Origin of the sequence: Geothrix rubra, from assembly GCF_030268065.1 — a bacterium.
Lineage (GTDB): Bacteria > Acidobacteriota > Holophagae > Holophagales > Holophagaceae > Geothrix > Geothrix rubra.
Map to the genome: position 1 here is coordinate 266,401 of NZ_BSDD01000001.1, position 25,141 is coordinate 291,541.

Below are 25,141 nucleotides of genomic sequence, written 5' to 3' on the forward strand. Positions count from 1 at the left end.
GGGATCTCCTGATGGATCGTGTGCGAGGGGATGGGTCATCGAACTAGAACCGGACCTTGAGGGTGAACTGCACCTCGCGGGTGCGGTTGTCCGGACGATCGATGGCGCCGAAGATCGCCGAGTAGTTGTCGGGATAGGTCGAGGGGTTCTTGGACCAGGTGGTCTGGGAGGTGTACTGGTTGGCCCAGTTGAAGACGTTGAAGACGTCCACGATCCCCTGGAGGGAGACCTTCCGGTTCACGTTGAAGTACCGGGACACCCGCAGATCGAAGGTCTTGGAGCCGGGTTGCCGGAAGGTGTTGCGTCCGTTCGCCGTGTCGAGGTACTTGCCGTCGCCGTTGAGGTCGTCGTAGTAGACGCCGTTGAAGGGCCGGCCCGAGGTGTAGGTCGTGATGCCGGAGACCTGGATGCCGTAGACGGCCGGGGCGTACCAGGCCAGGACGGCGCGGAACTTGTGGTCGTTGTCGCTCAGGGCGTAGGAGCCCAGGGGATCCGCCGGGTTCTCCGTCAGCGCGTTCGTGGAGGTGAGGGTCGCCCGGTCGTTGGAGTTGTTGTCCTCGGCCTTGGAGAAGGTCACATTCCCCCGGAAGCCCCAGCCGTTCTTGGTGCGCTTGGCCCCTTCGACCACCAGGCTCTTGTAGCGCCCTTCCCCGTCGTACTTGGAGAGGATGACGTCGCCGAACCCGCTGAGGTCCAGCAGCCGGCCCCGCACGATGGCGCTGTAGGGCCGATTGGCGGAGGCGTTGGAGAAGCGGTTCCAGGTGCTCGCGTAGCCGTCGTTGTAGATGGCGCCGCTCAAGGCGGTGGTGCTCCCATCGGCGTACTGGGCCAGGTTGATGTTCACCGCGTATTGCAGGTTCCGGAACTGCTTGTAGGTGGCCCGGATGGCACCGGTGTAGCCATTGCCGAAGTCGTGCTCCAGGGCCAGGGAGGCGGTCCGGGCCTGGGCCATCTTCGCCTCGGGGTCCATCAGGGTGACGGTGATCGAATCCTTCGGGAGCGTGGCCAGCTGGTCCAGGGGGACGGCCGTGAGGGCCCCGGGGCCCGTGAGCGGGCCGGACCAGCGGGAGCCTGCCGACAGCACGCCGCCGGACTGGAAGAGAGGCAGGTTCGCCGCGGAGGACGAGGAGACGTAGTAGGACACCAGGTTGATGCCGTTGTTCATCATGGCGCCGGAGACGGTCTGGCCGGGGTTGCCCACGCTGAACCAGCCGTACCCGCCGCGCACCACGGTCCTGCCGTTGCCGGAGAGGTCGAAGGAGAAGCCGAACCGGGGATCCAGGGAGCTGTCGTTGGGGGCCTGGTCCAGGCCCTGGAGCTTGGGATTGGGATTCGGGTTCCCGCTCCAGCGTTCCACGGTGTAGCGGGCGCCGAGGCTGAGCAGCAGGCGGTTGCTGAAGAACCCGCCGTACTGGGCCTGGGCATAGCCGGCGAGGAAGCCCAGGTCGAAGTCGCTCACGCCGTCGAGGGGGGAGAATCCCTGGGAGTAGGTCACGCCCGTCCCGTTGGTGTTTCCGGCGAACCACTGGTTGGCGGCGTCGTACGAGGTGAAGGTCCAGCTCCCCTGGCTGTTGGGCAGGTAGCGGTTCTTCATGCTGACCTTCTGCAGGTCGGTCCCGGCCTTCAGGGTCCAGTCCCCGCTGAAGAAGGTGAGGTTGTCCTGGAACTGGGTGGTCCGTTCCTCGGTATTCCTCGGGTCGATGTAGTACTGCCCGGCGTTGATGGCGTAGCTGGTGTCGATGCGGGCAATGCGGACCGGTGCCGAAAGCGTGGTGTTGGGCGTGGTGGGCCGCTTCTCGTTGGCGATCTGGAGGCGGGCCTCGTTGATGAGGTTCGTGCTGAGGATCGAGTTGAGTTCCAGCACGGTGGAGAGGCTGGAGAACTTCATGGTGGAGTTGCCGGATTCCGCGGTGTCGCTTCGGCGGGTCCCCGGGTAGATGTCGTTGAGCCCTTCGTAGGTCTGGGAATTGAGACGGAAGGCCGCGCGGTGGTTGGTGTTGATGGTCCAGTCCAGCCGGCCCATGACCGTCAGGTTGGTCTGCCGGTCGGTCCAGGCCGACTTGTTCTCCTGGGCGAGGGTGCGCCCGGGCATCGTGGTCATCAGGGTGCCCATGCCGGAGGGGCCGAAGAACGCGTTGTAGTCCGCGGTGGTATTGCCGGTGTAGGCGTCGTTGAAGCCGAAGGCGGGGACGCTGTCCTCGCTCGTGCGGGCGGCCTCCACGTTGATGAAGTAGTGGAGGCGGTCCTTGATGATCGGTCCGCCGAAATTGAAGCCGGCCTGGGTGGAGTGGAAGTTCCGGGTGCGGACATCGGGATCGTTGACGGTGCCCTTGGGGTCGTAGGGAACCGGCTTGACCTTGGCGACCAGGCTGTTGGGCCGGAACAGGATGAAGGCCATGCCGCTGGGTTCGTTGGTTCCGGTCTTCGTCACGGCGTTGATCACCGCACCCACGGCATCCCCGTACTGGGCATCGAAGGAATTGGTGATGACCTGGAGTTCCTTGATGGAATCCTGGCCGAAGGTGAAGGGGATGCGGGTTCCGCCGCGCTGCTCGGTGTTGAACTTCGAGTTGAAGCTGGCGCCGTCGATCTGGAGGTTGTTCTGGACGCCGCGGGCTCCTTCCACCGAGGTGTAGTAGCTGGTGCCGCCGACCGCCGCGCCCGGGGTGAGCTGGACGAGATCGGTGAAGTTCCGGCCATTGACCGGAATGGCCTCCACCAGTTCCGGGGTGATGGAGGTCTGGGTGTTGATCTGGGTGGTGTCGAGGCCCTCCGACTGGGCGACCACTTCCACCACCGCCGCGGCCTCCGCCGAATCGAGGGCGAAATTCATGTCGGTGGTCTGCCCGAGGCTCACGCGGAGGCCCGTGGTCCGGCCGGTCCGCAGGCCCGGGGCCGTGACGGTCAGGTCGTAGGTGCCGACGGGAAGGAAGACGAACTGGTACTCGCCCCGGTCATTGGCGACGGCCGTCCGGGAAAACCCCGTTTCCGAATTCCGGACGACCAGGGAGGCCCCCTTCACGGGCGTTCCCTGCCGGGACTTCACCATGCCCCGGATGGCGCCGGAGGTTGTGCTGGTCTGGGCATGTCCGACGACAGCGCAGGCCAGGGCCGTTAGCAGGATGGAGGTGGCACGCGGTTGCATTCAAAAGCTCCTTGCCCGGGGGGGGGCGCAATGGCCTGGGACATCCGGGATCACCGGTTGATGGGGAACCCCTCATCATAAAGGATGAAAAGCTATCTTATGTTCCGGTTTTTGCGTGGAATCTGTAACAATGTTGAGATTCCAGCTGATACGTGTGTTGATAACCGATGTTGAACACTGCAAGTGATCCCGCGCCTCAGCTGTGTTGGTGAACGGATCATCCGCGTGCCGCCATGCATTTTCGGCGACAGATGTGATTGGAACTATTCAAAATAATATTGTTGAAGATTGCATTCGTCATCGGGCCAGCAGGAATAGATGGTATTGAGACTAATTAACATCCATTGCGTGAAATATAACATTAAACAAATAAACAAAAAGATGATTGATATCCTTTTAATTGAAGAATGAATGCCTGAAAGTCAGCCTGATGGCCATCCATGTCAGATGATCCGCACAGAGAGAAAATTATGAGACCTAATATCAACGGCATCCCCCGCCTGCGCACGGGCCTGCTGGCCGGTGTGCTGACCTTGCTTTCGGCCTGCGGGGGCGGCGGAGGATCGGCTTCAAGCCCGGGCCCTTCGCAGGTCCAGGCCTCCACGCCCGTCCTCTCGGTGCAACCGTTCTCCCAGTCCGTCCTCGAGGGGGGGAGGGTCGGCTTCAGCGTCACGGCCACGGGAAATGGGACGCTGACCTACCAGTGGCAGAAGGGCGGCATCGACCTGGCTGGCCAGACGGCGGCCACGATCACCTTTGATCCCGTGGCCCTGGCGGATGCGGGCCGCTACGTGGCCGTCGTGACCAACACCCTGGGCGGGACCCGGGCGACGGCCAGCAGCGCCGCGGCCGACCTCACGGTGAATCCCGTGGCCATGCCGCCGACGATCACCACCCAGCCGGTGTCCCAGATGGTCACGGAAGGCGCCGGGGTCACCTTCATGGTGGCGGCCACCGCGAATGGGGCCCTGAGCCTGCAGTGGCAGAAGGATGGTGCCGATCTTCCGGGCCGGACCGCCAGCACCCTCACCTTCGCCGCCGCCACCCTGACCGATGCCGGCAGCTACAGGGCTGTGGTGACCAATGCGCTGAATGGAACCACGGCCAGCACCACCAGCGCCGCGGCCGTGCTGACGGTGAATAGGGCCGCCGTCAACGGGCCCGTGATCGCCACCCAGCCCGCGAGCCAGACCGTCTGCGCTCCCGATGGGGCCAGCTTCTCCGTGGTGGCCTCGGGAACCGGCACGCTCCACTACCAGTGGCAGAAGAACGGCGTCGACCTCGCGGGGGCCACGGAGGCGACCGTCTCGGTCAGCGCCACGGATCTCCAGGAGACCAGCGCCCAGTACCGTGTGCGGGTCACCGACGACCTCGGCACCGGGACCAGCCAGTCCGCCACCCTGACGGTCATGGCCCCGGAACCCGCCTATGCCGGTGATCCGGCCCCCGTTCCGGCCCGTCCCCTCACGGTCCTGCCCTCCTACCACGTGGGGACCGCGTTCCCCCATGGCGCCTTCCGTGTGGGCTACGACGAAACCGCGAAGAACCCTGCCTGGACGGCCTACGCCAATTTCAGGTTCACCGCCGCCTTCGCCAACGGCACCCGCACGTTCCTGGCGGACGACCGGCTTGCCGCGCCCCAGGTGTCCGATGCGGACTATTCCGGCAGCGGCTGGACCCGGGGCCATCAGGTGATGATGTCCGACCTGGCCTACCGGTATGGATCCGAGGCGGGGACGGACACCTGCCGGCTCTCCAACGTCGCGCCCCAGGATACGGACCACAACAACAACTTCTGGAACAACCTGGAGCAGGCGGTGGGGGGCAGCTTCACCGGCACCGGCGGGGCCTGGGTTCCGGGGCTGGCGGATGCCTTCGGCCGGGTCTGGATCTACACCGGCCCCACCTTCGACGCCGACGCGCCGCTGCTGCCCGGGGCGGCTGCGCCGGTCCGCATCCCCAGCGGATTCTGGAAGGTCGTCGTCCGCGAGACGGCCCCGGGACAGCCCAGGGCCCTGGCCATCCTCACGCCCAACCGTGCCGGTCTGGCCGTGTCGGAGGCGGAGATCCAGAAGTACACGACGTCGGTGGCCCGCATCGAGACCCTCACGGGCCTCGATCTGTTCCCGAATCCGGCGGTCCCCCTGCCGGCCGGGTTCCGCACGGACGTGGACGTCCGTGGCTGGGGCGCCCGGTTCGAGGCCATGGGACGGCCCAATGTGCACATGATCCAACCCAGCTGGGACGGGACCGCCACGGTCGGCGCGACCTACACGTTCCAGGGCCAGGCCACCAGCGCCGACAGCCGTGTGGCCTCGGTGCGCTGGGACTTCGGCGACGGGGCCACGGCCGCCACCCCGGCCACCGAGCACGTGTATGCAGCGAACGGAACCTACTCCGTCGTCTTCACCGCCACGGACGCCCTGGGGGCCAGCAGCGCCATCACCCGCGTGCTCACGGTGACGGGAGGGAATGCGGCCCCGACGGTCCTCGGGCTCCCGGCCTCCAGCGCCACGCCCGTGGACACCGCGGCCGACCTGTCCTTCACGGTCACCGACGACGCCAGTCCCCTGGCCGTCACGCTCGCGGCGACCTCGAGCGACGAGGCCATCATTCCGAACAGCGGCCTCACCTTCGCCGGCACGCTGGCCGGCCCGGTGCTCCACATCGTCCCGGCCGCCGGCGCCGCGGGCACAGTCACGCTCACGGTCAAGGTGACGGATGCCGATCTGGCCAGCACCACGAAGACGCTGACCTTCGTGGTGGGGGGCACGCCGCCGCCTGCCGGTCTCGCCGAGCCCTTCACCTGGGCCGGGACGGGGACCACCTACGCCACGGGGGACTTCACCCTGGCCACGGGGTCCTGGCATTTCGTGACCACGATGAGCGTGAGCACCGATGCCAGCGACGCGAAGAACGGCGGGCAGGGCCTGCGCATGAAGGCCTCGGCGGGCAGCGCCGTCTGGATGAACTTCGACTACGGGGATGCGAGCACCCCTGTCACCTCGGTCAGCGTGGCCCATGGCGTCTACAAGTCCGATGCGAGCAACGGCAAGACGGCCACCTTCACGATCCAGGCCTCGACCGATGCCGGGGCCACCTGGTTCCCGATCGGTTCCCCTGTGACCGCAAGTTCCAACAGCCTCAGCACGGTGACGTTCAAGGGGCTGTCCCTCACCGGGCCCGTGCGCTTCAAGCTCGCGGTGGAGGGCACGCCCGCGGCGAGGCTGAACCTCGACGACTTCATCGTCCAGTAGGGCCCCGCAGCCCCGGAGGACCGGCGGAAGCCGCCGGTCCTCCGGGGCGTGTTCACGGCAGGGGTCCGAAGGACAGCGGGCGGGGGGCCGTCGGCCAGGGCTGGCCGAGGATGAAGCCCTGGCCCCAGGGCACGTCGGCGTCCATGACGGCCTGCAGCTCCTCCATGGTCTCGATGCCCTCGGCGATGAACCCGATGCGCATCCGCTGGGCGAAGTGGGACAGGGCGTTCAGGAGGGCCGCCTGGTAGGGCCTGCGGTGGACCTGCTCCACGAGGCTTCGGTCCGCCTTGATGAAGTCCGGTGCCAGCCGCGCCATGTGGCTGAGGCTGGCCACGCCGGCGCCGAGGTCGTCCACGGCGATGCGCAGGCCGGAGTTGCGGAGCAACGTCGCGTAGGCCCTCAGGGCATCGGGGTCATGGATCTTCTGCCCCTCCGTGAACTCCATCACCACCAGCTCCGTGGAGATGGGCAGCATCTCGATCCAGCGGGGCAGGGCCTCCCAGAAACCCGGGGCCTCCAGGCTCACGGGTTCCAGGTTCACGAAATGCAGGTGGGCAGGCGACCCGGTCCGGGCCAGGGTGTCGAAGGTCTGCTCCAGGAACCGCAGGTCCAGGGTCAGGCGGTCCCCCGGGGAGAGGTCCGGCGCCTGGAGGATGGGGCCGACGGGATGGGCCACCCCCTGTCCATCCACGTGCCGGGCCAGGTATTCCATGGCCACCAGGCGGTTGTCCTGGAGCCGGTACATGGGCTGGACGTGGGAGACGATCTCGCTCTCGCCGTTCAGAAGACGCTGGAGGATGCCCTTCGGCATGGCTGCTCCGAAGTGGGGCCAGGGAGCCAGTGTAGACCCTCCTTGGGGGCCCCGTGGGGCGGCCTTCGCGCGGAGCGTTCCAATTCCGGCGGCAGGCTCCTAGGCTGGAATCGGAGGACGCATGAGGACCGTGGTGATGGGTGCGGGACGTTCGGGTCTGGCGGCGGCCCGCTTCCTGGCCGGGCAGGGGCGCGAGGTGGTGCTGACGGATGCCCGTCCCGACCCCGGGCCCGACCTGGAGACGGCCCTGGCGAAGGCCGGCGTGCCCGGCGTGTGGGGTGGCCATCCGCCCGCACTGCTGGATCGCTGCGGCGAGCTGGTGGTGAGCCCCGGCATCCCGCGCACGGCCCCCTTCGTGGCCGAGGCCCTGCGGCGGGACATACCCGTCATCGGGGAGGTGGAACTGGCCCACCGCGTCCTCCGGGCCCGGCGGGACGGGAGCCGTGTGCTTGCCGTGACCGGCACCAACGGGAAGAGCACCACCACCGATCTGACCGCGCACCTGCTCCGGGCCTCCGGCCTGCCCGCCGTGGCCTGCGGCAACCTGGGCCAGCCCTTCCTCGAGGCGGTGGAGGGCGCCGCGTCCGGCACCGTCTTCGTGGTGGAGCTGAGCAGCTACCAGCTGGAGTCCGTGGCGGGCTTCCGTGCGGAGGCGGCGGCCTTCCTGAACCTCACGCCGGATCACCTGGCGCGGCATGGCGACCTGGAAGGCTACCGCCGCGCCAAGCTGCGGATCTTCGAGCGGCAGGGGGATGGCGATGTGCGCGTGGTGCCCGCCGCCCATCCGGAGTGGTGGCAGGACGCACCTGGCGCCGGCCGGGCCGTGCGGTTCGGCTGGACGCCCTGCGAGGCCTGGTGCGATGCCGCCGGCGTCCTCCGGCTGGGTGAGGAGGTCCTGCTCCCCCGGCGGGAGCTTCGGATTCCGGGCGGGCACAATGTCGAGAACGCCCTGGCCGCTGCGCTGCTGGCCCGGCACGGGGGTGCCCGGGTCGAGGCCATCCGCGAGGGCCTGCGGAGCTATCCCGGCCTGGCCCATCGCATCGCCTTCTGCGGCGAGAAGGACGGGGTTCAGGCCTACAACGATTCCAAGGGCACCAATGTGGATGCCACGCTGACGGCCATCCGCGCCCTCCCTGGACCGCTGGTCCTCCTGCTCGGGGGCACCGACAAGGGCGCCAGCTACGGCCCCCTGCGGGAGGCCCTGGAAGGGAAGCTGAGACGGCTGGTCTTCCTCGGCGCAGCGATCCCCCAGCTGACCCGGGACCTGGGCGACCTGCCGCACGACACCGTCCCCGCCTTCGACGAGGCGGTGGCCCGCGCCCTGGCGGTGGCGCGGACCGGCGACCAGGTGCTCCTCAGCCCGGCCTGTGCGAGCTTCGACCAGTTCAGCAATTTCGAGGAGCGGGGCGAGCGTTTCGAGTCCCTCGTGCGGGACTGGGCCGGAGCCTGAACCCCTTCCTGGAGTCCCCATGCGACGCCTCCTGCTCCCCCTCCTCCTGGCGGCGCCCCTGGTGGCCCAGGCCCCGGCGGCCGACCCCTTCGCGCCGCTGCGTTTCCTGCTCGGGACCTGGACGGGCGAGGGGGGTGGGCGGCCTGGCCAGCTGTCGGGAGAGGCCACGTTCAGCCTCGAGCTGGATGGGCACGCGCTGGTCCGGCGCAGCTGGGCCGAGACGCCGGCGGCGCCGGGGCGGGCCGCATCCCGGCACGAGGACCGCCTCACGGTGTACCCCGAGGGCGGCGGGCTGAGGGCCCTCTACGTGGACAACGAGGGCCACGTGATCCACTACACCGTGACCGGCTCCGCGGAGGGCGCGGTGTTCCTGGGCGACGCCGGCCCCGGCCCCCGGTTCCGCCTCACCTACCGCCGGACCGGAACGGATACGGTGGCTCTGGCCTTCGACATCGCCCAGCCGGGCAGGCCGGACGCCTTCACGACCTACCTCCAGGCCACCATGCGGCGGAGGCCCTGATGCCGGAGGCCACGCTCCTGCCTGGGTTCCAGGCGCGGCGCGTGGAGGTGGGCGGGGTCGGCATCCACCTGGCCTGCGGCGGCAACCCCGCCGGCCGGGCCCTGCTGCTGCTGCACGGCCATCCCCAGACCCACGCGATCTGGCACCGCGTCGCCCCGCGGCTGGCGGAGCGGTTCTTCGTGGTGGCGCCGGATCTGCGGGGCTACGGCGACAGCGACAAGGTGCCCGGTACGCCGGACCATGCGGCCCACTCGAAGCGGGCCATGGCCCAGGACCAGGTGGGCGTCATGCGGGCCCTGGGCCATGAGCGGTTCCTGCTCTGCGGGCATGACCGCGGCGCGCGCGTCGGGCACCGGCTCTGCCTGGACCATCCGGAGGCCGTGGAGAAGGCCGTCTTCCTGGACATCGCCCCCACCCTGGCCATGTACGAGCAGACCAGCATGGCCTTCGCGCGGGCCTACTGGCACTGGTTCTTCCTCATCCAGCCCGAGCCGCTCCCCGAGCGGATGATCGAGGCCGACCCGGCGTTCTACGTCCGCCGGATCATGGGCCGGGGAGCCAAGGGGCTCGGCATCTTCGCGCCGGAGGCCCTGGCGGAGTACATCCGCTGCGCGGAGCAGCCGGGAACCGTCCACGCCTTCTGCGAAGACTACCGGGCCTCCGCCGGCATCGACCTGGACCTGGACCGCGCCGACCGGGCCGCCGGCCGCCGGGTGGCCTGCCCCCTCCGGGTGTTCTGGGGCGAGGACGGGGTCATCGGCCGCTGCTTCGATCCCCTGGCGATCTGGCGGGACTACGCGGAGGCGGTGGAGGGCGGTCCCTTCCCCTGCGGCCACTACATGGCCGAGGAGGCGCCGGAGCGCCTCCTCGGGGAACTCGGATCCTTCTTCTGATCAGGCGGGCCGGTGGCCCCGGCCCCGGAGGGGGGGCAGGAGGCAGAGGCCCATCAGCACGACCTGGGTGGCGATGAAGGTGGACAGGGCCCAGAAGGCCTTGTCCATGAACCCGTAGGAGTGGAGGCCCACGCCAAGCATGTTCACGCCGAACCAGGAGAGGCTGGTCATGACGTTGCCGAAGATGGCCATGGCCATCAGCCCCCGCTCGCGGACGTAGCCGGCCCAGCGGGCGTGCAGGATGATGGCGTTCCACAGCACGATCAGCAGGGCGCCGTTCTCCTTGGGGTCCCAGCCCCAGAACCGGCCCCAGGACTGGTCGGCCCAGATGCCGCCGAGCACGGTGCCCACGAAGCTGAAGAACAGGGCGAAGCAGATGATGCCGTAGGCCATGCTCACCAGGGACCGGGTGGTCTCCGGATCGGGATCGGCCACGAGGTGTTTGCGGATCGTGTAGCCGATGGCGATGGCGCCGGCCAGGAAGGTGCCGCTGTATCCGATGGTGATGGTCACCACGTGCGTGGCGAGCCAGAAGTTCGAGTCCAGCACGGCCCGCATCATCTCCATGGTGTCTCCGTCGGTGCCCAGGTGCTGGGCCACGATGAGGGAGGCGAAGCCCGCGGCGGTGGCCACGGCGGTGCCGAAGCCGTTCTTGTAGAGGCGTTCCAGGATGAGGCCGAGGATCACGGCGCCCCAGCCCACGAAGACGGCGGATGAGTAGAGGTTCGTCACCGGGGGACGGCCCTGGAGCACGATGCGGAAGATCAGTCCGGCGGTGTGGACGAAAGCGCCCACACAGAGCAGGGCGAAGGCCGAGGGCCGGAGGATCTCCGGCTTCCAGGCCCAGGAGACGAACACCACGATCAGCGCCATCACATAGAGCAGCATGCCCAGGTAGAAGGGCTGGGCCCGGTTGAACAGGACTTCATGGTCGGCGTGGCTCACGAACTCGGGCCGCTCCGAGGCGACCCTGGCTTCCAGGGCCTTGACCGCGCTGTTGAACCCCTGGGCGTCGCCCGAGGCATAGGCCAGGCTGGCCTGGGCGTAGAGGCTCAGGGCCGGATGGACCGTCCCGGCATCGGCCGCGCGCAGGCCCTCGCCGGTGCTCTGCCAGGCGTCGGGGCTCTGGCCGGGCAGGGGAGGCAGGGGGCGGAACTGGGCGATCTGGGCCAGGTCCGCGTGACGCTGGGCCGCATCGGGGGCGCCGAGGGTCTGCAGCTCGAAGGCCAGGCCGGGGGTGCCCGCCAGCTGCATGGTGTTGCGCAGCTTGTAGTAGAGGTAGACACGGTCGAACAGGTTGACGACGGCCCCCTGGAAGCGGGTGCGCTTCTGCGCTTCGATGGGCTGGGCCGCCTGGGCCTGCTTCTGGATCTCCTCGAGGTGGGGGCCGAGGGTCTGGAAGCTGAAGTAGCGGTTCGAGGACTGCTTCAGGCCGATGAGGCCGAGGACGTCCGGATCATCGATGCGGAAGACCGGCTGCTGGTCGGCCACCTGGGGCCGGAACATGAGGTCCATCAGCCACTCGTCCGCGCTGAGGGTCTTCCCCCCGTCGCGGAAGCTCTGCTGGCCGCGGATCATCAGCAGCGAGTTCCTCGCCACCGAGTCCATGGGCTTCACCCGGCCGCCCTCGAGCACAGGCAGGCTGCCGAAGCCCGCGACATCGAAGCCGCGGACCTTGCCGCTGGGCAGCAGGGCGAGGAAGACGCAGGCCAGGGCGACGGCGCCGACCAGCCAGGGGAACAGCTTGGAAAGCTTCATGTCAGCCCTCCTTCTGGGTCTGCCGCCGCTTGATGGAGCGACGGAGGGTGATGCCGAAATGCATGAGCAGGCCGATGGTCACGAGCACGCAGGAGATGTAGGGGATGAGCCAGCCGGGATTGCCCACCACCTGCAGGATGGAGAGGGTGTCGCCCTTGCCGAAGCTGGCCTGGTAGAAGGCCTTGCCGTCGTAGCGCATGGGCTGGTTCATGTAGATCAGCACGTCCCGCTCCTCGCCCGTGTTGGGATTGGAGAGGTGGATGAGGCTGGAGAAGTTCTTGGGGATGTCCGTGCCGGGATAGACGTCATGGCTGAACTTCTTCAGCGTGATGGCGTAGGGGAGGTAGATCCGCCGCGGGCGGACGAGCAGGCGGTAGTTCCGCCCCTCGTAGGTGAACCCCTGCGGGGCCCCCAGGTCCGTCGAGACCAGCCAGGTGCCGAAGCTGTGGCCGCCGGCGATGGGCTCGATGAAGGCGGTGGTGTGGTTGATGTCGTCGTCCCGGGTGACGGGGGGCTGCCCCACCACCTTCACCCCGGGCCCCACGCCGGCCGTGGCCATGGAGGGGGCGTCGCCCTGCCCCAGGGCGCTCAGGTTGGCGTTGCGGAAGAACTTCCGGACGCGGATGGCCAGGGGCGTCCCCGGGATGGCCACGGTGCCTTCCCGGGCCAGAGTCGCCTCGGGGATGGAGTAGACGTCGTCATAGGCGGCATCGGTGGTGTCGATCACCGCCAGTTCCATGCTGCGCGGGGCTTCCACGTAGTTGACCGTCTGGCCGACCTCGATGGCCATGTTCGTGTCCACCTGGAAGGCGCCCGTGGCGAATTCCCCGGCGACGAGGAGGATGAGGCCCGTGTGGACGATCCAGAGCCCGGCCTTCTGCCAGGTGAAGCTGAGGCGCTTGATGGTGGCGGCGATGAGGTTCAGCACCAGCACCAGGCCCACCAGGGTGCCCCCGGGGAACACCGGGATGAATAGGTTGGAATCCTTGGGCTGCCACAGGACGAACCACGACCGCATGTAGTGGTTCACGGCGCCGAGGGTGCCGAGCTGGACCTGGGCGAGGGTGCAGAGGAACACCAGGGCCATGAGCAGGGCCAGCGTGACGATGGTCAGCTCGAAGGAGGAGATGAACTTCCAGAGACGGGTGCCGATCTGCTTAATCAAGGCGGATGCTCCCCAACAGGCGCATGAACTCGGGCTTGGCCTGGCCCACCGGACCCGCGTCCCCGGTCATCTTCAGGAACCAGGTGTTGCCGTCGGCGGTCGTGATCAGGCCGGCGACCATGCGGCTCTTGATCTGCCCATCACTGGTGAAATCGAACACGGAGAGATCCCCGGCCTTGGTCTTGAGGACCGTGCGCTCCTTGGCGAGCTGGGCCTCGTCGATGGGCGGGAGGCCGATCTGGCCGCGCCAGCGGTTCACGTTGGCCAGCTCGCCCCCGGCGGTGCCGGGCAGCACCACCACGGAGGCGTCGATCTTGCCGGTGACGGGGACTTTGAGGGTGGCGAAGCGCATGCCGCCAGCCGGCTCGTCGGCCCAGCCCTTGGGGAGGGTCCACTTGAGGGCGGTCTTGCCCGAGGGGGTCGGCGGCGCCTGCATGTCGCCACCCAGGGGCATGCCCATGGGGGGCATCGCCATGCCGGCTGGCGCGGATCCAGCTTCCTTGGGGACCCGGTAGTGGGCGACGTCGTCGCGGTTGCATCCCGAGCCCAGAGCCAGAACCACGGTTCCGAGGGCAGCGGGAAGGACAATGGACCAGGAGGTCCGGCGTGCCTTCGGGCAGCCGGAGACGGGGGGTGGGATGGGCAGGGGGTTCCTCATGCCCTCCAGCCTAGCCTCAGTACGTGTCCGGACACAGAGCTGGATGAGGGACGAAGGTCACAGTCCCGAGGGGCCCAACGTCACAGAAGTGCAACAGATGCGTCGATCACCTTGTCGAAGTCCGCGGCCAGCCGGCGGTCCAGGTCCGTCACGCCGCCGGCGTCGTGGGTGGTGAGGCGGATGCGGACGTAGCCCCATCCAAGTTCCAGATCGGGATGGTGGTTCAACGCCTCGGCAGGGGCCACCAGGGCACCCACCAGCCGGTAGGCCGTCAGGAAATCGGGAGTCTTGATCTCACGGTGCAGGGCACCGTCGCGTTCGATCCAGGTCATGCGATCACCTCCGGGGCCAGTTCCGCCAGTTCCGCCTGCAGCAGCCATTCCCCCGCATGGCGCGAGGCCCGGGCGGCCAGGGCCTCCCGACGGCCCGGATCCGGCCGGCCGTTCTCCCGGAGCGCGCGGACCTCCTCGTAGAGCGCGGCCAGCTCCGGCGACAGCGCCTCGGCCTTCCGGGCGCGGGCCTCCGCCTCGGCCTCGCCCTCGGCGAAGGCGTTCTGGTCCCCGAACCAGTGGTCCCAGGCTTCGGGATCCGCCGGACCGCCGGCCACGGAGGGCAGGTCGCCGCTGAGGAAGAGGAGGGCCCAGCTGGGCAGGTCCAGGGGCCGGCCATCCTGGTGGACGCGCAGGTTGATCACTTCGTGCCCGCCCACCCGGAAGCCGGTGAGGAAGAGGCCTGAGGGCAGGTCCAGGCTGAAGGCGCCGCGCTCCGGGAGGGCGGCCTGTCCGAAGGCCACCAGGGCCTGGCCCGGCCAGGGGCGACCCTCCGCCCGGTTCCCGCGGGACAGCAGCACCGGGCCCTCCAACCGCACCAGGGCCGTGGCGAGGTCCGGCGCGACCGGGCGGGAGGCGGCCACCCGCTCGGCCACCCGGCCCGTCAGCTCCAGGCCGCCCTCCAGCACCAGGTGGTTGACGGTGCGGGCCCGCAGGGCCTCCTCCAGGCCCAGGTCCCCACCCCGCCGCCAGGCGAGGGTGGCCTCGAAGGCCTCCAGCACCTCGAAGAGGTGGTCGAAGTCCCGCGCCACGAAGAGCTGGGGCTGCATCCGCGTGATGTCGTACTCGGTGTCGGCGCAGGCCAGGTCCAGGGGCAGCTTCCGCACGGCGGGCGTGAGGCAGTGGGTGGCCTCGCCCAGGCTGCTGAGGAGGCCCGCTCCGTAGATGCGCGGCGCGTCCAGATCGCCCACCAGGCCGTACTCCGCGGTCCACCAGTAGAGCCGGCTGGCCCGGGTGCTCTCGCTCACGTAGCGGCGGCTGGCGGAGGCCGCGTGCAGGCGCTCCTCCGCGAGCTGCACCTGCTCCGGCGTGGCGGCGGGATCCTCCTTCACCACGCTGAGGTTGCGGATCGCCTCGAATACGGCCTGGTCCTCCACGCTGGCGATGGCCCGGAAGCCTGCCTCGCCGCAGCGCTTCAGGTATTCGGCGTAGCGGCGGTCCGCCAGGATGGGCGCGTGCCCGGCGCTCTCGTGGACGATGTCGGGAGCCGGCGTGTACCCGATGTGCTCGTGGCTGCGGATGTCGGCGGCGATGGCCAACACGCCCAGGGACTGCAGCTCCGTGAACACCGCCGGGGGGATGAAGCCCCGCACCGCCACCGCCGACCAGCCCAGGCCTTCCAGCTTGACGTTCATCTCGTCGAGGCTGGGGATGCGCTCCAGGCCGATGCCCGTGGCGGCGAGTCCCGCCAGGTAGCTCTCGTGGGCCTTCCCGGCCAGGTGGTCCGTGAGCTTGTGGAGGATGTGGCGCCAGACGGCGTGGTCCCTTGGCGTGTACGCCCCGGGATCCTGGTCCACCACGTAGCGCCGCAGGTGGGCGGGAAGCCTGTGGATGGCGCGTTCGGTGGGGGTCAAGGCGGGCTCCGCTGGAGCATCCAGACTAGCTGTCGGAACATCCGGCGGAAATCCAAAAAAATATGAACCGATCGTCGGATTAACGACGTTTCAGCAGGGCCTTCGCCAGGGCCTCCAGGCAGGCCTCCGCCGCGGCGCTGAGTCCTCCGGCGGGCCAGAGGGCCACCACGTCCACGGCCTGGGGCTTCCGCTCCCGAAGGGGCCAGGCGCGCAGGTCGGAGGGGAAGGGGGCCAGGGCACGCAGGTCCGGGGCGATGGCGCAGGCCCGGAAGGCCCGCAGGGCCGGATAGAGCTGCAGGAAGCTCTCCACTTGGGCGGCCTCCTCGACCTGGATGCCGGCTTCGGCGAACCGTGCGGAATTGGCGCCGCCGTACGGATCGTCCCGCAGCCAGTCCACGAAAGGCAGCCCGGCGAGGTCCTTGACCCGCAGCGAAGCCTTCGCCGGATCGAGGGGACAGGCCTTGGCGGCGAGCACGACGAAGGGCAGGCTGGCCAGGACACGGAAGGCCACGTCGCGGTGGGGCGGCAGGGGCGTGAAGCTCAGGGCCAGGTCCAGCTGCCGCGTCTGCACCTGCAGCACCAGGTCGTGGGCGCTGCCGAAGGCGGCCTGCAGCCGCAGCCCGGCCGACGCCGCGGCGGAGGCCACCGGAGCCATGAAGAGGGCGGAGAGGGTGGGATTCAGGCCCAGGCGGAGGCTGGGTTCCGGCGAAGCCAGGTCGCGCAGGCGCTTGAGGTCGAGCTGGTGGAAGGGCGCCTGGGCCGCGGCGAAGAGCCGTTCCCCCCGGGGCGTGAGGCGCAGGCGGCGACCCGGGCCCCGCTCCAGCAGCGGCTGGCCCTCCGCGAGGGCCTCCTCCAGGGCCCGCAGGTGCTCGCTCGCCACGGAGCGTGCCACGCCCAGGTGCTGGGCGGCGGCCTCCAGCGAGCCCGTCTCCACCGCGGCCACGAAGGCCTCGAGCCAGGTGAGGTGACGGGGGAGCTTGCGGGACATGGCTCCATGGAACCGCAATCCGGCCGCCGGGGCTACGCTGGAGCCATGCCGGCCTTCGATCCCTGGACCCCCTACCGCGACCTGCGCTTCGCCGGCACCCGGGAGCATCCGGAGCATGGCCCCTGCTTCATCGCCGAGGGGCGCATCCTCGTGGAGGACCTGCTGGCCTCCGCGGCCCGGGGGGGACCGCGGATCGTCTCCGTGGCCGCCACCACGGCCGCGGCGAAGGCCCTGGCCGGCCGGCTTCCGGAGGGGACGGAACTCCTGACGGCTGAACCGGCGGCCCTGTCGGACCTGGCAGGCTTTCCCTTCCACCGCGGCCTCATGGCCTGCGCGGTCGTGCCCCCGTCCCCGCCCCGGGAAGCCCTGCGCGCGGCCCGGCGCCTGCTGGTGCTCCCGCGCCTGTACGATTCGGAAAACCTGGGCCTCCTGCTGCGCAGCGCCGCGGCCCTCGGCCTCGACGGGGTGCTGGCGGGGCCGGGGCCGGGCCTCTGGAGCCGCCGCACGGTGCGGGTGTCCATGGGTGCCGTGTGGCGCGTCCCCGTCTGGCGGGAGGAGGATCCCTGGCCCGCCTTGTCGGGCTGGCGAGCCGCCGGACCCGATTCGGAGATCGTGGCCGCGGCCCTGGTCCCCGGCGCGGAGGACGCCCGGGCCTGGACGCCGGCGTCCCGGTGCGCCCTGGTGATGGGATCCGAGGACACCGGCCTCGATCCGGCCCAGCTCGCGCATTGCGACCGGGCCGTGGCCATCCCCATGGCCTCCGGCATGGACAGCCTCAACGTCGCCGCCGCCGGCGCCATCCTGATGTTCCGGATGGGAGACCCCGGCACTCCGGGCCGCTGAGGGGGACCGATGCCGCTACCATCCTTCCGGGGCCGGACCGCGGCCCCGGTCGCCGGGAGGGACATGGGACATCGGATCGAGGCGCGGGAGAGCGGCGCGGGGACCTCCACCCCGGCGCGGCTGCTCCACTACCTCTGGCCCGTGGCCCTGGGCTGGACGGTGGCCACGGTGGCCGGCCGGGCCACGGGGCTTCCGGTCTCCCCGGCGGGCCGGGACCTGCTGCTGCTGGGCATCGGGGCCGCCTACAGCTACGACCGGCTCGCTGATCCGGCCGAGGCGGCCTCGCCGGCCCTGCTGGCCCTCCTCCGCCTGGGATTCGTGGCCTGTGCCGCGGGGACCCTGATGCTCCTGCCCCGGATGCCCGTCGGGACACTGGCCCTGCTGCCCGTGCTGTCGACCGCCGTCCTGGCCTACCGCTGGGCCAAGGCCTATCCCTGGGTGAAGGCCCTGCTCGTGCCGCTGGTGTGGACCTGGGCCGGCCTCGCGCTACCCCTGGCCGATGGTTCCTGGCTGGGGTGGCGGTCCCTGGCCCATCCCGTGGCCCTGCCGCTGTTCCTGCTCTTGGCGGCGGGGTGTCTGCTCTGCGACGTGAACGATGCCGCCCGCGACCGGGCCCGGGGCGTGCGCAGCCTCCCGGTGCAGGTGGGGGTGGGGCGGACGCTCCTGGTCGCCGCCCTGGTCGCCATCGTCGGCGCGGCCACGGGCCTCGCCCAGGGAAGGCTGGGCCTCGTCGCGGACGGCCTGCTGCTGGCGGCCCTGGCGGCCTGTCGGCCCCTGCTCATGCTGGAGTCCTGGGGTCCGCTGGCGGTTGATCTGGCGCTCACGCTCCCGGGGATCCTCATCCTCGCCCACCTGGTCTGATCCGGGCCGCGGGATTCCGGCGGGCCGGGCGTCCGTGTGAAAAAGGGTGTCACGCCGGGAACCCTCCACGGGATTACACTCGGAGCCAGCGCGGGGAAACCATGGATCTCCAGGGCTTGATGCAGGCCGGACAGGCGAACCGCAAGGCCCGGGATTTCCGGGCCGCGGCGGACTGCTTCCGCAGGGTCCTGGACGCGGCGCCGGATCATCTCCAGGCGCTCCAGGGGCTGGCCGACGCCTGCCGGGGCCTGAGGGATTACGAGGCCTGCCTGGCCGCCTGGGACCGCTACCTGGCCCTGCGCCCGGAGGACGGATCGGTCCAGGCCCGGGTCGGGGATGCCTGTCGGCGGACGGGGCGCCGGGAGCGGGCCGTGGCGCACTACGAGGCGGCGCTCCGCCACGATCCCCGGAACCGCTATGCGCTGATGGGGCTCGGTGACCTCCACCACAAGGCCCACCGGCCGGACGAGGCCCTGGCGGCCTGGGAACGCCTGCTGGAACTGGACCCCACCCTCCTGAACATCCGCACCATGGCCGGGAATCTCTGCCGCCGGCGCCTGGATTTCGAGCGTGCCGCCCACCACTTCCGCACGGTCCTGAAGGCGGAGCCCGACAATGCCTACGCCCTGTTCGGCCTGGCCGACGCCCTCCGCGGGCTCGGCCGGTTCGAGGAGGCCGCCCCCTTCTGGGACGAAGTGCTAAGGGCGGACCCCGGAAACCGCCAGGTGCTCACCCGGGCGGGGGACTGCTTCTGCCGCCTGGGGCAGCTGGCCAAAGCGGAGGATCTGTTCAACCGGGCCCTGGCCCAGGGCTACGACCGCTGCGCCCAGTTGGGCCTCGCCAGGGTGCAGGTCCGCCGGGGGGAGTACCGCGCGGCCATCGACCGCTACGAGACCATCCTGGCCCGGAACCCCGAGGATCCCCGGGCGGTCCTCCTCAAGGGCCAGGTCCTCGGCGAATGGCGGGGGCGCGAGGAGGCCCTGGCCTACCTCGAGGCGGAACGGGCGCGGCATCCCGGCCTGCGGGAGATCGCCGGCGCCCTCTCCCGGCTTCAGGCGGACGCGCCCGGGACCGGGGGTCAGGCGGGCCAGGCCGCGTTCTGAAGCACCACGCGGTAGCCGTCCGGATCCTCGAAGGTCCGGCCGAGGCGGTCCCAGTAGGGGTTGTACGAGGGCACCGGCGCCTGTCCCGCCGCCGCCATCCGGTCCACGGCCGCCTGCCAGGCGGCATGGTCTGGCAAGTAGAGCACCAGCAGGTGGTCGCGGGTGGGGGCGTCCCCGACCGCATGGCCGCGCTGGTGGGTGAATTCAAGGTGCCACGGAGCCCCGGGCAGCCCGAGCATCACGCCGTCGAACCCTTCGTGATCCTGGAATCCGCCCAGCTCGGACAGGCCCAGCCCGTCGCGGTAGAACCGGACCACCGCGCCCAGCCGGTCCGTGGGCCGGGCGATCCGAACCGTCGTCGCTGCCTTCATGGTGCATCCTCTCCAGGGGAACGGGGAGGGGCGGCCCGCGGGTTAGGGCTCCCGGCTGGCGGCCACGTCCACGAGGCCCAGCAGCTCGCGCAGGACCTCGCGGCGGTTGCCGTCGGCCTCATAGCGGGCGGAGACCTTCTTCCGCGCGGCGGCCACGTCGCCGCAGGCCTTGCCGCGGGCGATCAGCTCCCGGCAGCCCTCGGGCATGGGCCCCCAACTCCCGCACTCCACGAAGCGGTCGCTGAGGAAGATGAACTTGGGGATGGCCTCGCCGCCGTTGGTGAGGAAGCGGACGAAGACATCCGGCCACTGCTGGCGCGTGATGTAGCGGACCTTCAGCATCGGGCCGGCCTCGGCCATGCGTTGCAGCACCGGGACGTGGCGCACCACGTCGCCGCACCAGTCCTCCGCGATGGCGATGACATGCACGGGACGGGGCAGGGCCGCGAGGGTTCCCGCCGTCTGGGGCTCGAGGGCGAGGGCCGCCCGCTGGGCCTCCAGCTTGTCCCGCTGGTCGGGGGACTCGGCGGCGGCCAGCCAGGCGGGGTAGTCCAGGCCGGAATCGAAGACGGCCTTCCAGTCGATCGTGGGCAGGGTGGCGGGGCGGGGCATGGGACCTCCTCGGTCGGAGCTACTCGGCGATGGGCCCATCCCAGGCGCGGCGGTAGACGTCCACCTCGTCCCCGGGCGCGTGGGTCATGGATCCGGTGGGGTGGAACTGCAGCTTGCCGAGGAGCCGGATCGAGGCGGCGTTCCCGGGCGAGACGATGGCGAGCACGGCCGGCAGGCCCAGCGCCGAGCGGCCCCAGGCGAGGCAGGCCCGGGCGGCCTCCTCGGCGAAGCCCAGGCCCCAGAACTCCGGCAGGAAGGCATAGCCCAGGTCCACTTCAGGCAGGCTGTCGCGCCGGATGAGCCCGCACATCCCCATGGGGGAGCCCGTCTCGCGGTGCTGGACCAGCAGGAGCCCATGCCCGTGGAGCGCGTAGCTCCGGAGTGGGCCCTCCTCGAGATAGGCCCTGGCCTGGTCCAGTGTGCGCACCCCCTTGTCCGCGATGTGCTCGATGAAGGAGGGTTCGTTGAGCAGGCGGAGGATGAAGGGGGCGTCCTCCAGGCGGAGGGGGCGGATGAGCAGGCGTCCGGTCTCAAGGGGCTGCATGGTCCCAGGATCGCCGGAGCGGGCGACCCTGCCAACCCCGCGCACCCGGAGGTACCTGCTGTCCGCCCGGGGCCGACCTGCTTAGAGTGGAGGTCCGGTGCTACAAGGAGTCCCCATGTCCCTCGCCAAGGCCTACGCCGCCGCCTCCGCCACCTCTCCGCTGGCGCCCTTCCAGATCGAGCGGCGCGCCGTGGGCCCCCACGACGTGCAGATCGAGATCGCCTACTGCGGCATCTGCCACTCGGACCTCCACCAGGTGCGCAACGAATGGGGCAACTCGATGTATCCCATGGTGCCGGGCCACGAGATCGTGGGCCACGTCACCGCCGTGGGCGCCCACGTGAAGGGCTTCAAGCCGGGCGACCTGGCGGGCGTGGGCTGCATGGTGGACAGCTGCCGCACCTGCCCCAGCTGCCAGCGCCAGCTCGAGCAGTTCTGCGAAAAGGGCTGCGCCTGGAGCTACAACAGCACCGAGATGGACCGCAAGACCCCCACCTTCGGCGGCTACTCCTCCAGCGTCGTGGTGGACGAGGCCTTCACACTGAAGGTCTCCCCGAAGCTGGACCTCGCCGCCGCGGCGCCCCTGCTCTGCGCGGGCATCACCACCTATTCGCCCCTGCGCCAATGGAAGACGAAGAAGGGCGACAAGGTGGGCGTGGTGGGCCTGGGCGGCCTCGGCCACATGGCCGTGAAGCTGGCCGCGGCCATGGGGGCCGAGGTGACCATGCTCAGCACCTCGAAGTCCAAGGAGGCCGACGCCCGCAAGCTGGGCGCCCACCACTTCGCGCTCACCTCCGACGACGCCACCTTCAAGCAGCTGGCGGGCCACTTCGACCTCATCATCGACACCATCTCCGCCCCCCACGACTACAACAAGTACCTGGGGCTGCTCCGCGTCGAGGGCGCCATGGTGCTCCTGGGCGTGCCGCCCGAGCCCACGCCCGTGGCCGCCATCGCCCTCATCGGCGGGCGGAAGATCCTCACCGGCTCGCTCATCGGCGGCATCCAGGAGACCCAGGAGATGCTCGATTTCTGCGCGGAGCACGGCATCGTCTCCGACATCGAGCTCATCCCCGTCCAGCAGGTGAACGAGGCCTACGGGCGGATGCTGAAGAACGATGTCCGCTACCGGTTCGTGCTAGACATGAAGACGCTGTAGGATCCGCCGTCAAGGCCCTACGCAGGGACGCCCCGCTGGTGCGGGGCGTCCCTTCGGGTGGAACTCGGGTTCAGTGGCTTGCGGGGCTCACCAACTGGACCTTCGCCGGTTCGAGCGCCGCGGCCTGGGGAGCCTTGGTGATCTCGATGGGCCCGATGATGCCCTTCAGAGCCGGATCCACCAGGGCCGGATTCAGCAGCAGCTCCCAGCCCGTGGCGGCGCCCAGGGCCATGGCGCAGCCGTTCTTGATGGCGGCCGGGGTGGTGCCGAAGGCGGGGATGTTGTGCTTCACCTGATTCACGATCCCAGTGGCAAAGGGAGAACCGTCCCGCACGATCGGATCGTTGGGCAGGAGGGCCAGGAGCTGGACGCCCTTCTGGAGGACCATGGCGCCGGCGGTCGCCACCTGGGAGTAGTCATGGGCGTCGACCACCGTGAGGGTGGAACCCTCGGGGAGGGCCTGGAGGAGGTCCCCCACCGCCGCGCGGCTGCGACCATAGTTGCAGACGACGCCGAAGTGGGACTTGCCGGGGAAGACCAGCCCGGCCGCCTTGACCACCGGTCCGAAGTCCTCGGCGGCGAGGGTGGCCGTGAGGGCGGCGAGGATGAAGAGGGTGCTTGGACGGAACATGGGACGCCTCCATGAAGAGGGGACCCGATCGGGGTCCGGGCGCCCCACGGGATTGGGGCGGCAAGGGGAAGCTGGGCCAGATACACCTAACCGCGCCATGAACGATGCATGAATGGTGATCTGCTGGATCGGAATGCGTTGCGAGCTCGCCCCGGGCCGGGTTCCGCGGGGCCCTTCCCCGGGTGAGAGGCTGGTTAGGCGCCCAGGACGGAACTTGAACCGGCCCGCCTCGGCCCCATACTTCCCCCCGGACGCACCACCTCCCGGTGCCGCATGGCGAAATGGTCCTTCGGCGGATTCGAGCTGGATCCCAGTTCAGGTGAACTGTGGAAGGGGGGGGAGTGTGTGCGCATCCAGGAACAGCCCCTCAAGCTGCTGCTCTGCCTCCTGGAACGGCCGGGCCAGCTGGTGAGCCGCGATGAACTGCAGAAGCGGGTTTGGGGCGGGGACATCCACGTGGGGTTCGAGGACAGCCTCAATGCGGCGGCCTGGCGGCTGCGCCAGGCCCTGGGCGATTCGGCGGAGAAGCCCCGGTTCATCGAGACCGTCCCCCGGAAGGGCTACCGCTTCGTGGCCAAGGTGCTGCCCCTGCCGGGCAGTCCTCCACCCGAATCCGGCTCCTTCCCCATGCCGGTTCATCGGCCCGATTCCGGCGTCCGCGGGGGGATTGCCGACCGGTCCGGCCCCTTCACCCGGAGCCGCCGGATCTGGCTGGGCGGGGGCCTGGTCCTGGCGATGCTGGGGGGGGCGGTCGGGCTGTGGGCCGTCGTCCGCGACCGTCCGATGGCGGTGGAGATCCTGCCCCTGGAGAACACCACCGGTGATCCCGCGGTGGACTACTTCGCCGCGGCCCTGGCCCAGGAAGTGGGCCGGGACCTCCAGGGGGCGCGGGGGCTGCCCGTGGTCCACCTGGAGCACGCCCTGACCGGTGGCCCCCAGCCGAAGGGGCGGCGCCTCCGCCTGGTCTGGACCCTGCGCCGTGAGGCCGAGGGCTACCGGATCCCCGTCCTCCTCCAGGGCCAGCGTGGGACCCTGGCCAGCGAATCCTTCCTGGCCGGCAGCGGGGACCTCCACGAGGTGCACCGGAGGATCTCCGCCTTCGTGGCTGACCGGGTCGAGGCGGAAGTCGCCGCCGTCCACTGATCCTCCTGGCGCATCCTCGGGAAGGGGCTAGACTGGCGCCGGTCTGACGGAGCTCTCCGATGCGCATCCTCCAGCCGATCCGCGGCTTGATCCTCCTCATGGCGGGGCTGTCCCTGGCGGCCGGAGCTTCCGGGGACATCTCCATCTTCAGGCGCTACCAGGCCCTGGACGCCCGCATTGTCGAGGCCCGCCAGGCCCTGGCCGAGCGCCGGTTCCCGGACGCCCTGCACCTCCTGGAGCCCTGCCTCCAGAAGATCCCCGACCACTTCGAAGCCCACTTCCTCCTCGCCCAGATGGCCTACGAGCACCGGGATTTCGCCGGGGCCCTGGCACACGTGGAAACCTCCGAACGGACCCTGGCCGCCCTCGATCAGCAGTACCACGACCAGCTCGCCGAGCTGAAGGCCCAGGAGGCGGCCGAGGCCCAGGCCCTCAAAGTCAGCCTCGACGAGCTGACAGCCCGGGGTGGGGATCCCTCGGGGTGCAGTCACCATCTCTTCATGACCAAGGAGAGCGCCCTGCGCTACCTGGAGGGGAAGAAGGGGCAGCTCTTCCACCAGGACACCCCCTTCGCCGTGCCCGCGGCCTACCACCTGCTCCACGGGAACTGCCTCTACCGCCTGGGCCGTCCCGCCGAGGCCATCGCCCGGTACCGGCTGGCCATCCAGGCCGATCCCCGCCAGCCGGACGCCTGGAACAACCTTCTGGCCCTGCTCCTGGAGACTGGCGACCGTCCGGGCGCGCGCGCCGAGCTGGCCAGGGCGGAGGCAGCCCGGGTCGCCCTGCGGCCGGCCCTGCAGCGGGCCGTGCTCAGCGGTCCGGTGACGGCCGGTCCACGCTGACCGGACCCCTGACGGCTTCGAGGGCCACGAACTCCCCCTCGAAACGGCCTGTTCTCTGGCCCCCGCACTGGAGTTCGGAGACCACGGCGACCCGGGCCCGGCCCATCCGCCGCAGGGTCCGGAGGAAGGTGGGCCAGGCCTCCGGTCGCGCGAGGGCGGCGGTGGCGTTGAAGGCGCCCTCGGTGGGGCTTTCGTAGGCCATGGTGTTGCGCTGGATCACCAGCCGACTGTCGAGGCCCTCCGCCCGGAGGCGGCTGTGGACCAGGGCCCAGGCCGACAGGATGGCCAGGGAGGAGGCGCTGCCCCCGAAGACCGTTCCGCGGTGGTTGAGGTTCGGGGCCAGGGGCGCTTCGAGGGTGACGCCCTCGGCGGAAACGGATCGGACCGTCACCCCCATGGCCCGGGAGAGGGGGATGTGGTCGTGGAGGTACTGCTGGAGGTCCTGTCCGGAAACCATGGTCACCTGGGGAGTTGGATTTTGGGC

General features: G+C 70.0%; 23 protein-coding genes. 10 read left to right on the forward strand and 13 right to left on the reverse strand.

What is annotated here, in order from left to right; translation table 11 throughout:
- Positions 1–43 precede the first annotated feature (43 nt).
- Positions 44–3,145 (reverse strand): TonB-dependent receptor, encoded by a 3,102-nt coding sequence (locus QSJ33_RS01135; protein WP_285722263.1) that lies wholly within the window; start codon positions 3,143–3,145, stop codon positions 44–46.
- Between the two features lie 470 nt (positions 3,146–3,615).
- Between QSJ33_RS01135 and QSJ33_RS01140 the strand changes: the two genes are divergently transcribed.
- Entirely contained in the window at positions 3,616–6,402 is a 2,787-nt protein-coding gene (locus QSJ33_RS01140) for a DNA/RNA non-specific endonuclease (RefSeq protein WP_285722265.1), read from the forward strand.
- Between the two features lie 52 nt (positions 6,403–6,454).
- Here QSJ33_RS01140 and QSJ33_RS01145 read toward each other — a convergent pair whose 3' ends face one another.
- Positions 6,455–7,213: an EAL domain-containing protein gene (locus QSJ33_RS01145; RefSeq protein ID WP_285722267.1), complete on the reverse strand. Its 759-nt coding sequence runs from the start codon at positions 7,211–7,213 to the stop codon at positions 6,455–6,457.
- Between the two features lie 121 nt (positions 7,214–7,334).
- Here QSJ33_RS01145 and murD point away from each other — a divergent pair, with 121 nt between their 5' ends.
- From murD to QSJ33_RS01160, 3 genes are read left to right on the forward strand one after another with little or no spacing between them, the layout of a single operon-like run.
- Positions 7,335–8,663 carry a UDP-N-acetylmuramoyl-L-alanine--D-glutamate ligase gene (gene murD, locus QSJ33_RS01150; protein WP_285722268.1) on the forward strand — a complete coding sequence of 443 codons (1,329 nt, stop codon included), beginning with the start codon at positions 7,335–7,337 and terminating at the stop codon, positions 8,661–8,663.
- Positions 8,664–8,682: 19 nt separating this feature from the next.
- Complete coding sequence (locus QSJ33_RS01155) at positions 8,683–9,183, forward strand: hypothetical protein (RefSeq protein ID WP_285722270.1); 501 nt, start codon at positions 8,683–8,685, stop codon at positions 9,181–9,183.
- Positions 9,183–10,076 carry an alpha/beta fold hydrolase gene (locus QSJ33_RS01160; RefSeq protein ID WP_285722272.1) on the forward strand — a complete coding sequence of 298 codons (894 nt, stop codon included), beginning with the start codon at positions 9,183–9,185 and terminating at the stop codon, positions 10,074–10,076. Before QSJ33_RS01155 ends, QSJ33_RS01160 begins: the two co-directional genes overlap by 1 nt.
- On the opposite strand, the gene QSJ33_RS01165 is transcribed toward QSJ33_RS01160, so the two are convergent.
- The 6 genes from QSJ33_RS01165 to QSJ33_RS01190 all read right to left on the reverse strand — a co-directional run bounded on the left by QSJ33_RS01165 (position 10,077) and on the right by QSJ33_RS01190 (position 16,548).
- The gene (locus QSJ33_RS01165) at positions 10,077–11,834 is read right to left on the reverse strand and encodes a cytochrome c biogenesis protein (RefSeq protein WP_285722274.1); all 1,758 of its coding nucleotides are present in this window, start codon (positions 11,832–11,834) and stop codon (positions 10,077–10,079) included. It abuts the gene before it with no gap.
- Position 11,835: 1 nt separating this feature from the next.
- Complete coding sequence (locus QSJ33_RS01170) at positions 11,836–12,999, reverse strand: cytochrome c biogenesis ResB family protein (RefSeq protein ID WP_285722276.1); 1,164 nt, start codon at positions 12,997–12,999, stop codon at positions 11,836–11,838.
- Positions 12,992–13,474 (reverse strand): hypothetical protein, encoded by a 483-nt coding sequence (locus tag QSJ33_RS01175; RefSeq protein WP_285722278.1) that lies wholly within the window; start codon positions 13,472–13,474, stop codon positions 12,992–12,994. The genes QSJ33_RS01170 and QSJ33_RS01175 overlap by 8 nt, the downstream gene beginning before the upstream one ends.
- A 263-nt stretch (positions 13,475–13,737) precedes the next feature.
- The gene (locus QSJ33_RS01180) at positions 13,738–13,989 is read right to left on the reverse strand and encodes a 4a-hydroxytetrahydrobiopterin dehydratase (RefSeq protein ID WP_285722279.1); all 252 of its coding nucleotides are present in this window, start codon (positions 13,987–13,989) and stop codon (positions 13,738–13,740) included.
- Positions 13,986–15,560 (reverse strand): aromatic amino acid hydroxylase, encoded by a 1,575-nt coding sequence (locus QSJ33_RS01185; protein ID WP_285722280.1) that lies wholly within the window; start codon positions 15,558–15,560, stop codon positions 13,986–13,988. The genes QSJ33_RS01180 and QSJ33_RS01185 overlap by 4 nt, the downstream gene beginning before the upstream one ends.
- Before the next feature lie 79 nt (positions 15,561–15,639).
- Positions 15,640–16,548: a LysR family transcriptional regulator gene (locus QSJ33_RS01190; protein ID WP_285722281.1), complete on the reverse strand. Its 909-nt coding sequence runs from the start codon at positions 16,546–16,548 to the stop codon at positions 15,640–15,642.
- Positions 16,549–16,593: 45 nt separating this feature from the next.
- On the opposite strand from QSJ33_RS01190, the gene QSJ33_RS01195 reads away from it, so the two are divergent.
- The 3 genes from QSJ33_RS01195 (at position 16,594) to QSJ33_RS01205 (ending at position 19,355) form a co-directional block, all read left to right on the forward strand.
- Positions 16,594–17,391 carry a TrmH family RNA methyltransferase gene (locus tag QSJ33_RS01195; RefSeq protein WP_285722282.1) on the forward strand — a complete coding sequence of 266 codons (798 nt, stop codon included), beginning with the start codon at positions 16,594–16,596 and terminating at the stop codon, positions 17,389–17,391.
- Between the two features lie 63 nt (positions 17,392–17,454).
- Entirely contained in the window at positions 17,455–18,252 is a 798-nt protein-coding gene (locus QSJ33_RS01200; protein ID WP_285722283.1) for a hypothetical protein, read from the forward strand.
- Positions 18,253–18,353: 101 nt separating this feature from the next.
- Positions 18,354–19,355 (forward strand): tetratricopeptide repeat protein, encoded by a 1,002-nt coding sequence (locus QSJ33_RS01205; RefSeq protein WP_285722284.1) that lies wholly within the window; start codon positions 18,354–18,356, stop codon positions 19,353–19,355.
- Here QSJ33_RS01205 and QSJ33_RS01210 read toward each other — a convergent pair.
- Genes QSJ33_RS01210 through QSJ33_RS01220 form a run of 3 tightly spaced genes read right to left on the reverse strand, consistent with a single transcriptional unit; the run spans position 19,331 to position 20,882 of the window.
- Complete coding sequence (locus QSJ33_RS01210; protein WP_285722286.1) at positions 19,331–19,726, reverse strand: VOC family protein; 396 nt, start codon at positions 19,724–19,726, stop codon at positions 19,331–19,333. The two genes, QSJ33_RS01205 and QSJ33_RS01210, sit on opposite strands and share 25 nt — an antisense overlap.
- A gap of 42 nt (positions 19,727–19,768) precedes the next feature.
- Positions 19,769–20,338 carry a thioredoxin family protein gene (locus tag QSJ33_RS01215; protein ID WP_285722288.1) on the reverse strand — a complete coding sequence of 190 codons (570 nt, stop codon included), beginning with the start codon at positions 20,336–20,338 and terminating at the stop codon, positions 19,769–19,771.
- Between the two features lie 19 nt (positions 20,339–20,357).
- A complete protein-coding gene (locus QSJ33_RS01220) occupies positions 20,358–20,882 on the reverse strand; it encodes a GNAT family N-acetyltransferase (protein WP_285722290.1) in 525 nt (174 codons plus the stop codon).
- Positions 20,883–20,997: 115 nt separating this feature from the next.
- Here QSJ33_RS01220 and QSJ33_RS01225 point away from each other — a divergent pair, with 115 nt between their 5' ends.
- Positions 20,998–22,041: an NAD(P)-dependent alcohol dehydrogenase gene (locus QSJ33_RS01225; RefSeq protein WP_285722292.1), complete on the forward strand. Its 1,044-nt coding sequence runs from the start codon at positions 20,998–21,000 to the stop codon at positions 22,039–22,041.
- A gap of 70 nt (positions 22,042–22,111) precedes the next feature.
- Here the strand turns inward: QSJ33_RS01225 and QSJ33_RS01230 are convergent, their stop codons facing one another.
- Positions 22,112–22,672, reverse strand: a complete 561-nt coding sequence (locus QSJ33_RS01230) for a type 1 periplasmic-binding domain-containing protein (protein ID WP_285722293.1) — start codon at positions 22,670–22,672, stop codon at positions 22,112–22,114.
- Positions 22,673–22,945: 273 nt separating this feature from the next.
- Here QSJ33_RS01230 and QSJ33_RS01235 point away from each other — a divergent pair, with 273 nt between their 5' ends.
- Positions 22,946–23,815 (forward strand): winged helix-turn-helix domain-containing protein, encoded by an 870-nt coding sequence (locus QSJ33_RS01235; RefSeq protein WP_285722294.1) that lies wholly within the window; start codon positions 22,946–22,948, stop codon positions 23,813–23,815.
- A 59-nt stretch (positions 23,816–23,874) separates the two neighbouring features.
- Positions 23,875–24,657, forward strand: a complete 783-nt coding sequence (locus tag QSJ33_RS01240; protein ID WP_285722295.1) for a tetratricopeptide repeat protein — start codon at positions 23,875–23,877, stop codon at positions 24,655–24,657.
- On the opposite strand, the gene QSJ33_RS01245 is transcribed toward QSJ33_RS01240, so the two are convergent.
- The gene (locus QSJ33_RS01245; protein WP_285722296.1) at positions 24,626–25,114 is read right to left on the reverse strand and encodes a thioesterase domain-containing protein; all 489 of its coding nucleotides are present in this window, start codon (positions 25,112–25,114) and stop codon (positions 24,626–24,628) included. The genes QSJ33_RS01240 and QSJ33_RS01245 overlap by 32 nt on opposite strands.
- Between the last annotated feature and the right edge of the window lie 27 nt (positions 25,115–25,141).

Coding starts and splice junctions, on each gene's coding strand:
- QSJ33_RS01135 (WP_285722263.1), bottom strand. CDS start 3,145: ATGCAACCGCGTGCCACCTCCATCCTGCTAACGGCCCTGGCCTGCGCT.
- QSJ33_RS01140 (WP_285722265.1), top strand. CDS start 3,616: ATGAGACCTAATATCAACGGCATCCCCCGCCTGCGCACGGGCCTGCTG.
- QSJ33_RS01145 (WP_285722267.1), bottom strand. CDS start 7,213: ATGCCGAAGGGCATCCTCCAGCGTCTTCTGAACGGCGAGAGCGAGATC.
- murD (WP_285722268.1), top strand. CDS start 7,335: ATGAGGACCGTGGTGATGGGTGCGGGACGTTCGGGTCTGGCGGCGGCC.
- QSJ33_RS01155 (WP_285722270.1), top strand. CDS start 8,683: ATGCGACGCCTCCTGCTCCCCCTCCTCCTGGCGGCGCCCCTGGTGGCC.
- QSJ33_RS01160 (WP_285722272.1), top strand. CDS start 9,183: ATGCCGGAGGCCACGCTCCTGCCTGGGTTCCAGGCGCGGCGCGTGGAG.
- QSJ33_RS01165 (WP_285722274.1), bottom strand. CDS start 11,834: ATGAAGCTTTCCAAGCTGTTCCCCTGGCTGGTCGGCGCCGTCGCCCTG.
- QSJ33_RS01175 (WP_285722278.1), bottom strand. CDS start 13,474: ATGGCGATGCCCCCCATGGGCATGCCCCTGGGTGGCGACATGCAGGCG.
- QSJ33_RS01180 (WP_285722279.1), bottom strand. CDS start 13,989: ATGACCTGGATCGAACGCGACGGTGCCCTGCACCGTGAGATCAAGACT.
- QSJ33_RS01190 (WP_285722281.1), bottom strand. CDS start 16,548: ATGTCCCGCAAGCTCCCCCGTCACCTCACCTGGCTCGAGGCCTTCGTG.
- QSJ33_RS01195 (WP_285722282.1), top strand. CDS start 16,594: ATGCCGGCCTTCGATCCCTGGACCCCCTACCGCGACCTGCGCTTCGCC.
- QSJ33_RS01200 (WP_285722283.1), top strand. CDS start 17,455: ATGGGACATCGGATCGAGGCGCGGGAGAGCGGCGCGGGGACCTCCACC.
- QSJ33_RS01205 (WP_285722284.1), top strand. CDS start 18,354: ATGGATCTCCAGGGCTTGATGCAGGCCGGACAGGCGAACCGCAAGGCC.
- QSJ33_RS01210 (WP_285722286.1), bottom strand. CDS start 19,726: ATGAAGGCAGCGACGACGGTTCGGATCGCCCGGCCCACGGACCGGCTG.
- QSJ33_RS01215 (WP_285722288.1), bottom strand. CDS start 20,338: ATGCCCCGCCCCGCCACCCTGCCCACGATCGACTGGAAGGCCGTCTTC.
- QSJ33_RS01220 (WP_285722290.1), bottom strand. CDS start 20,882: ATGCAGCCCCTTGAGACCGGACGCCTGCTCATCCGCCCCCTCCGCCTG.
- QSJ33_RS01225 (WP_285722292.1), top strand. CDS start 20,998: ATGTCCCTCGCCAAGGCCTACGCCGCCGCCTCCGCCACCTCTCCGCTG.
- QSJ33_RS01230 (WP_285722293.1), bottom strand. CDS start 22,672: ATGTTCCGTCCAAGCACCCTCTTCATCCTCGCCGCCCTCACGGCCACC.
- QSJ33_RS01235 (WP_285722294.1), top strand. CDS start 22,946: ATGGCGAAATGGTCCTTCGGCGGATTCGAGCTGGATCCCAGTTCAGGT.
- QSJ33_RS01240 (WP_285722295.1), top strand. CDS start 23,875: ATGCGCATCCTCCAGCCGATCCGCGGCTTGATCCTCCTCATGGCGGGG.
- QSJ33_RS01245 (WP_285722296.1), bottom strand. CDS start 25,114: ATGGTTTCCGGACAGGACCTCCAGCAGTACCTCCACGACCACATCCCC.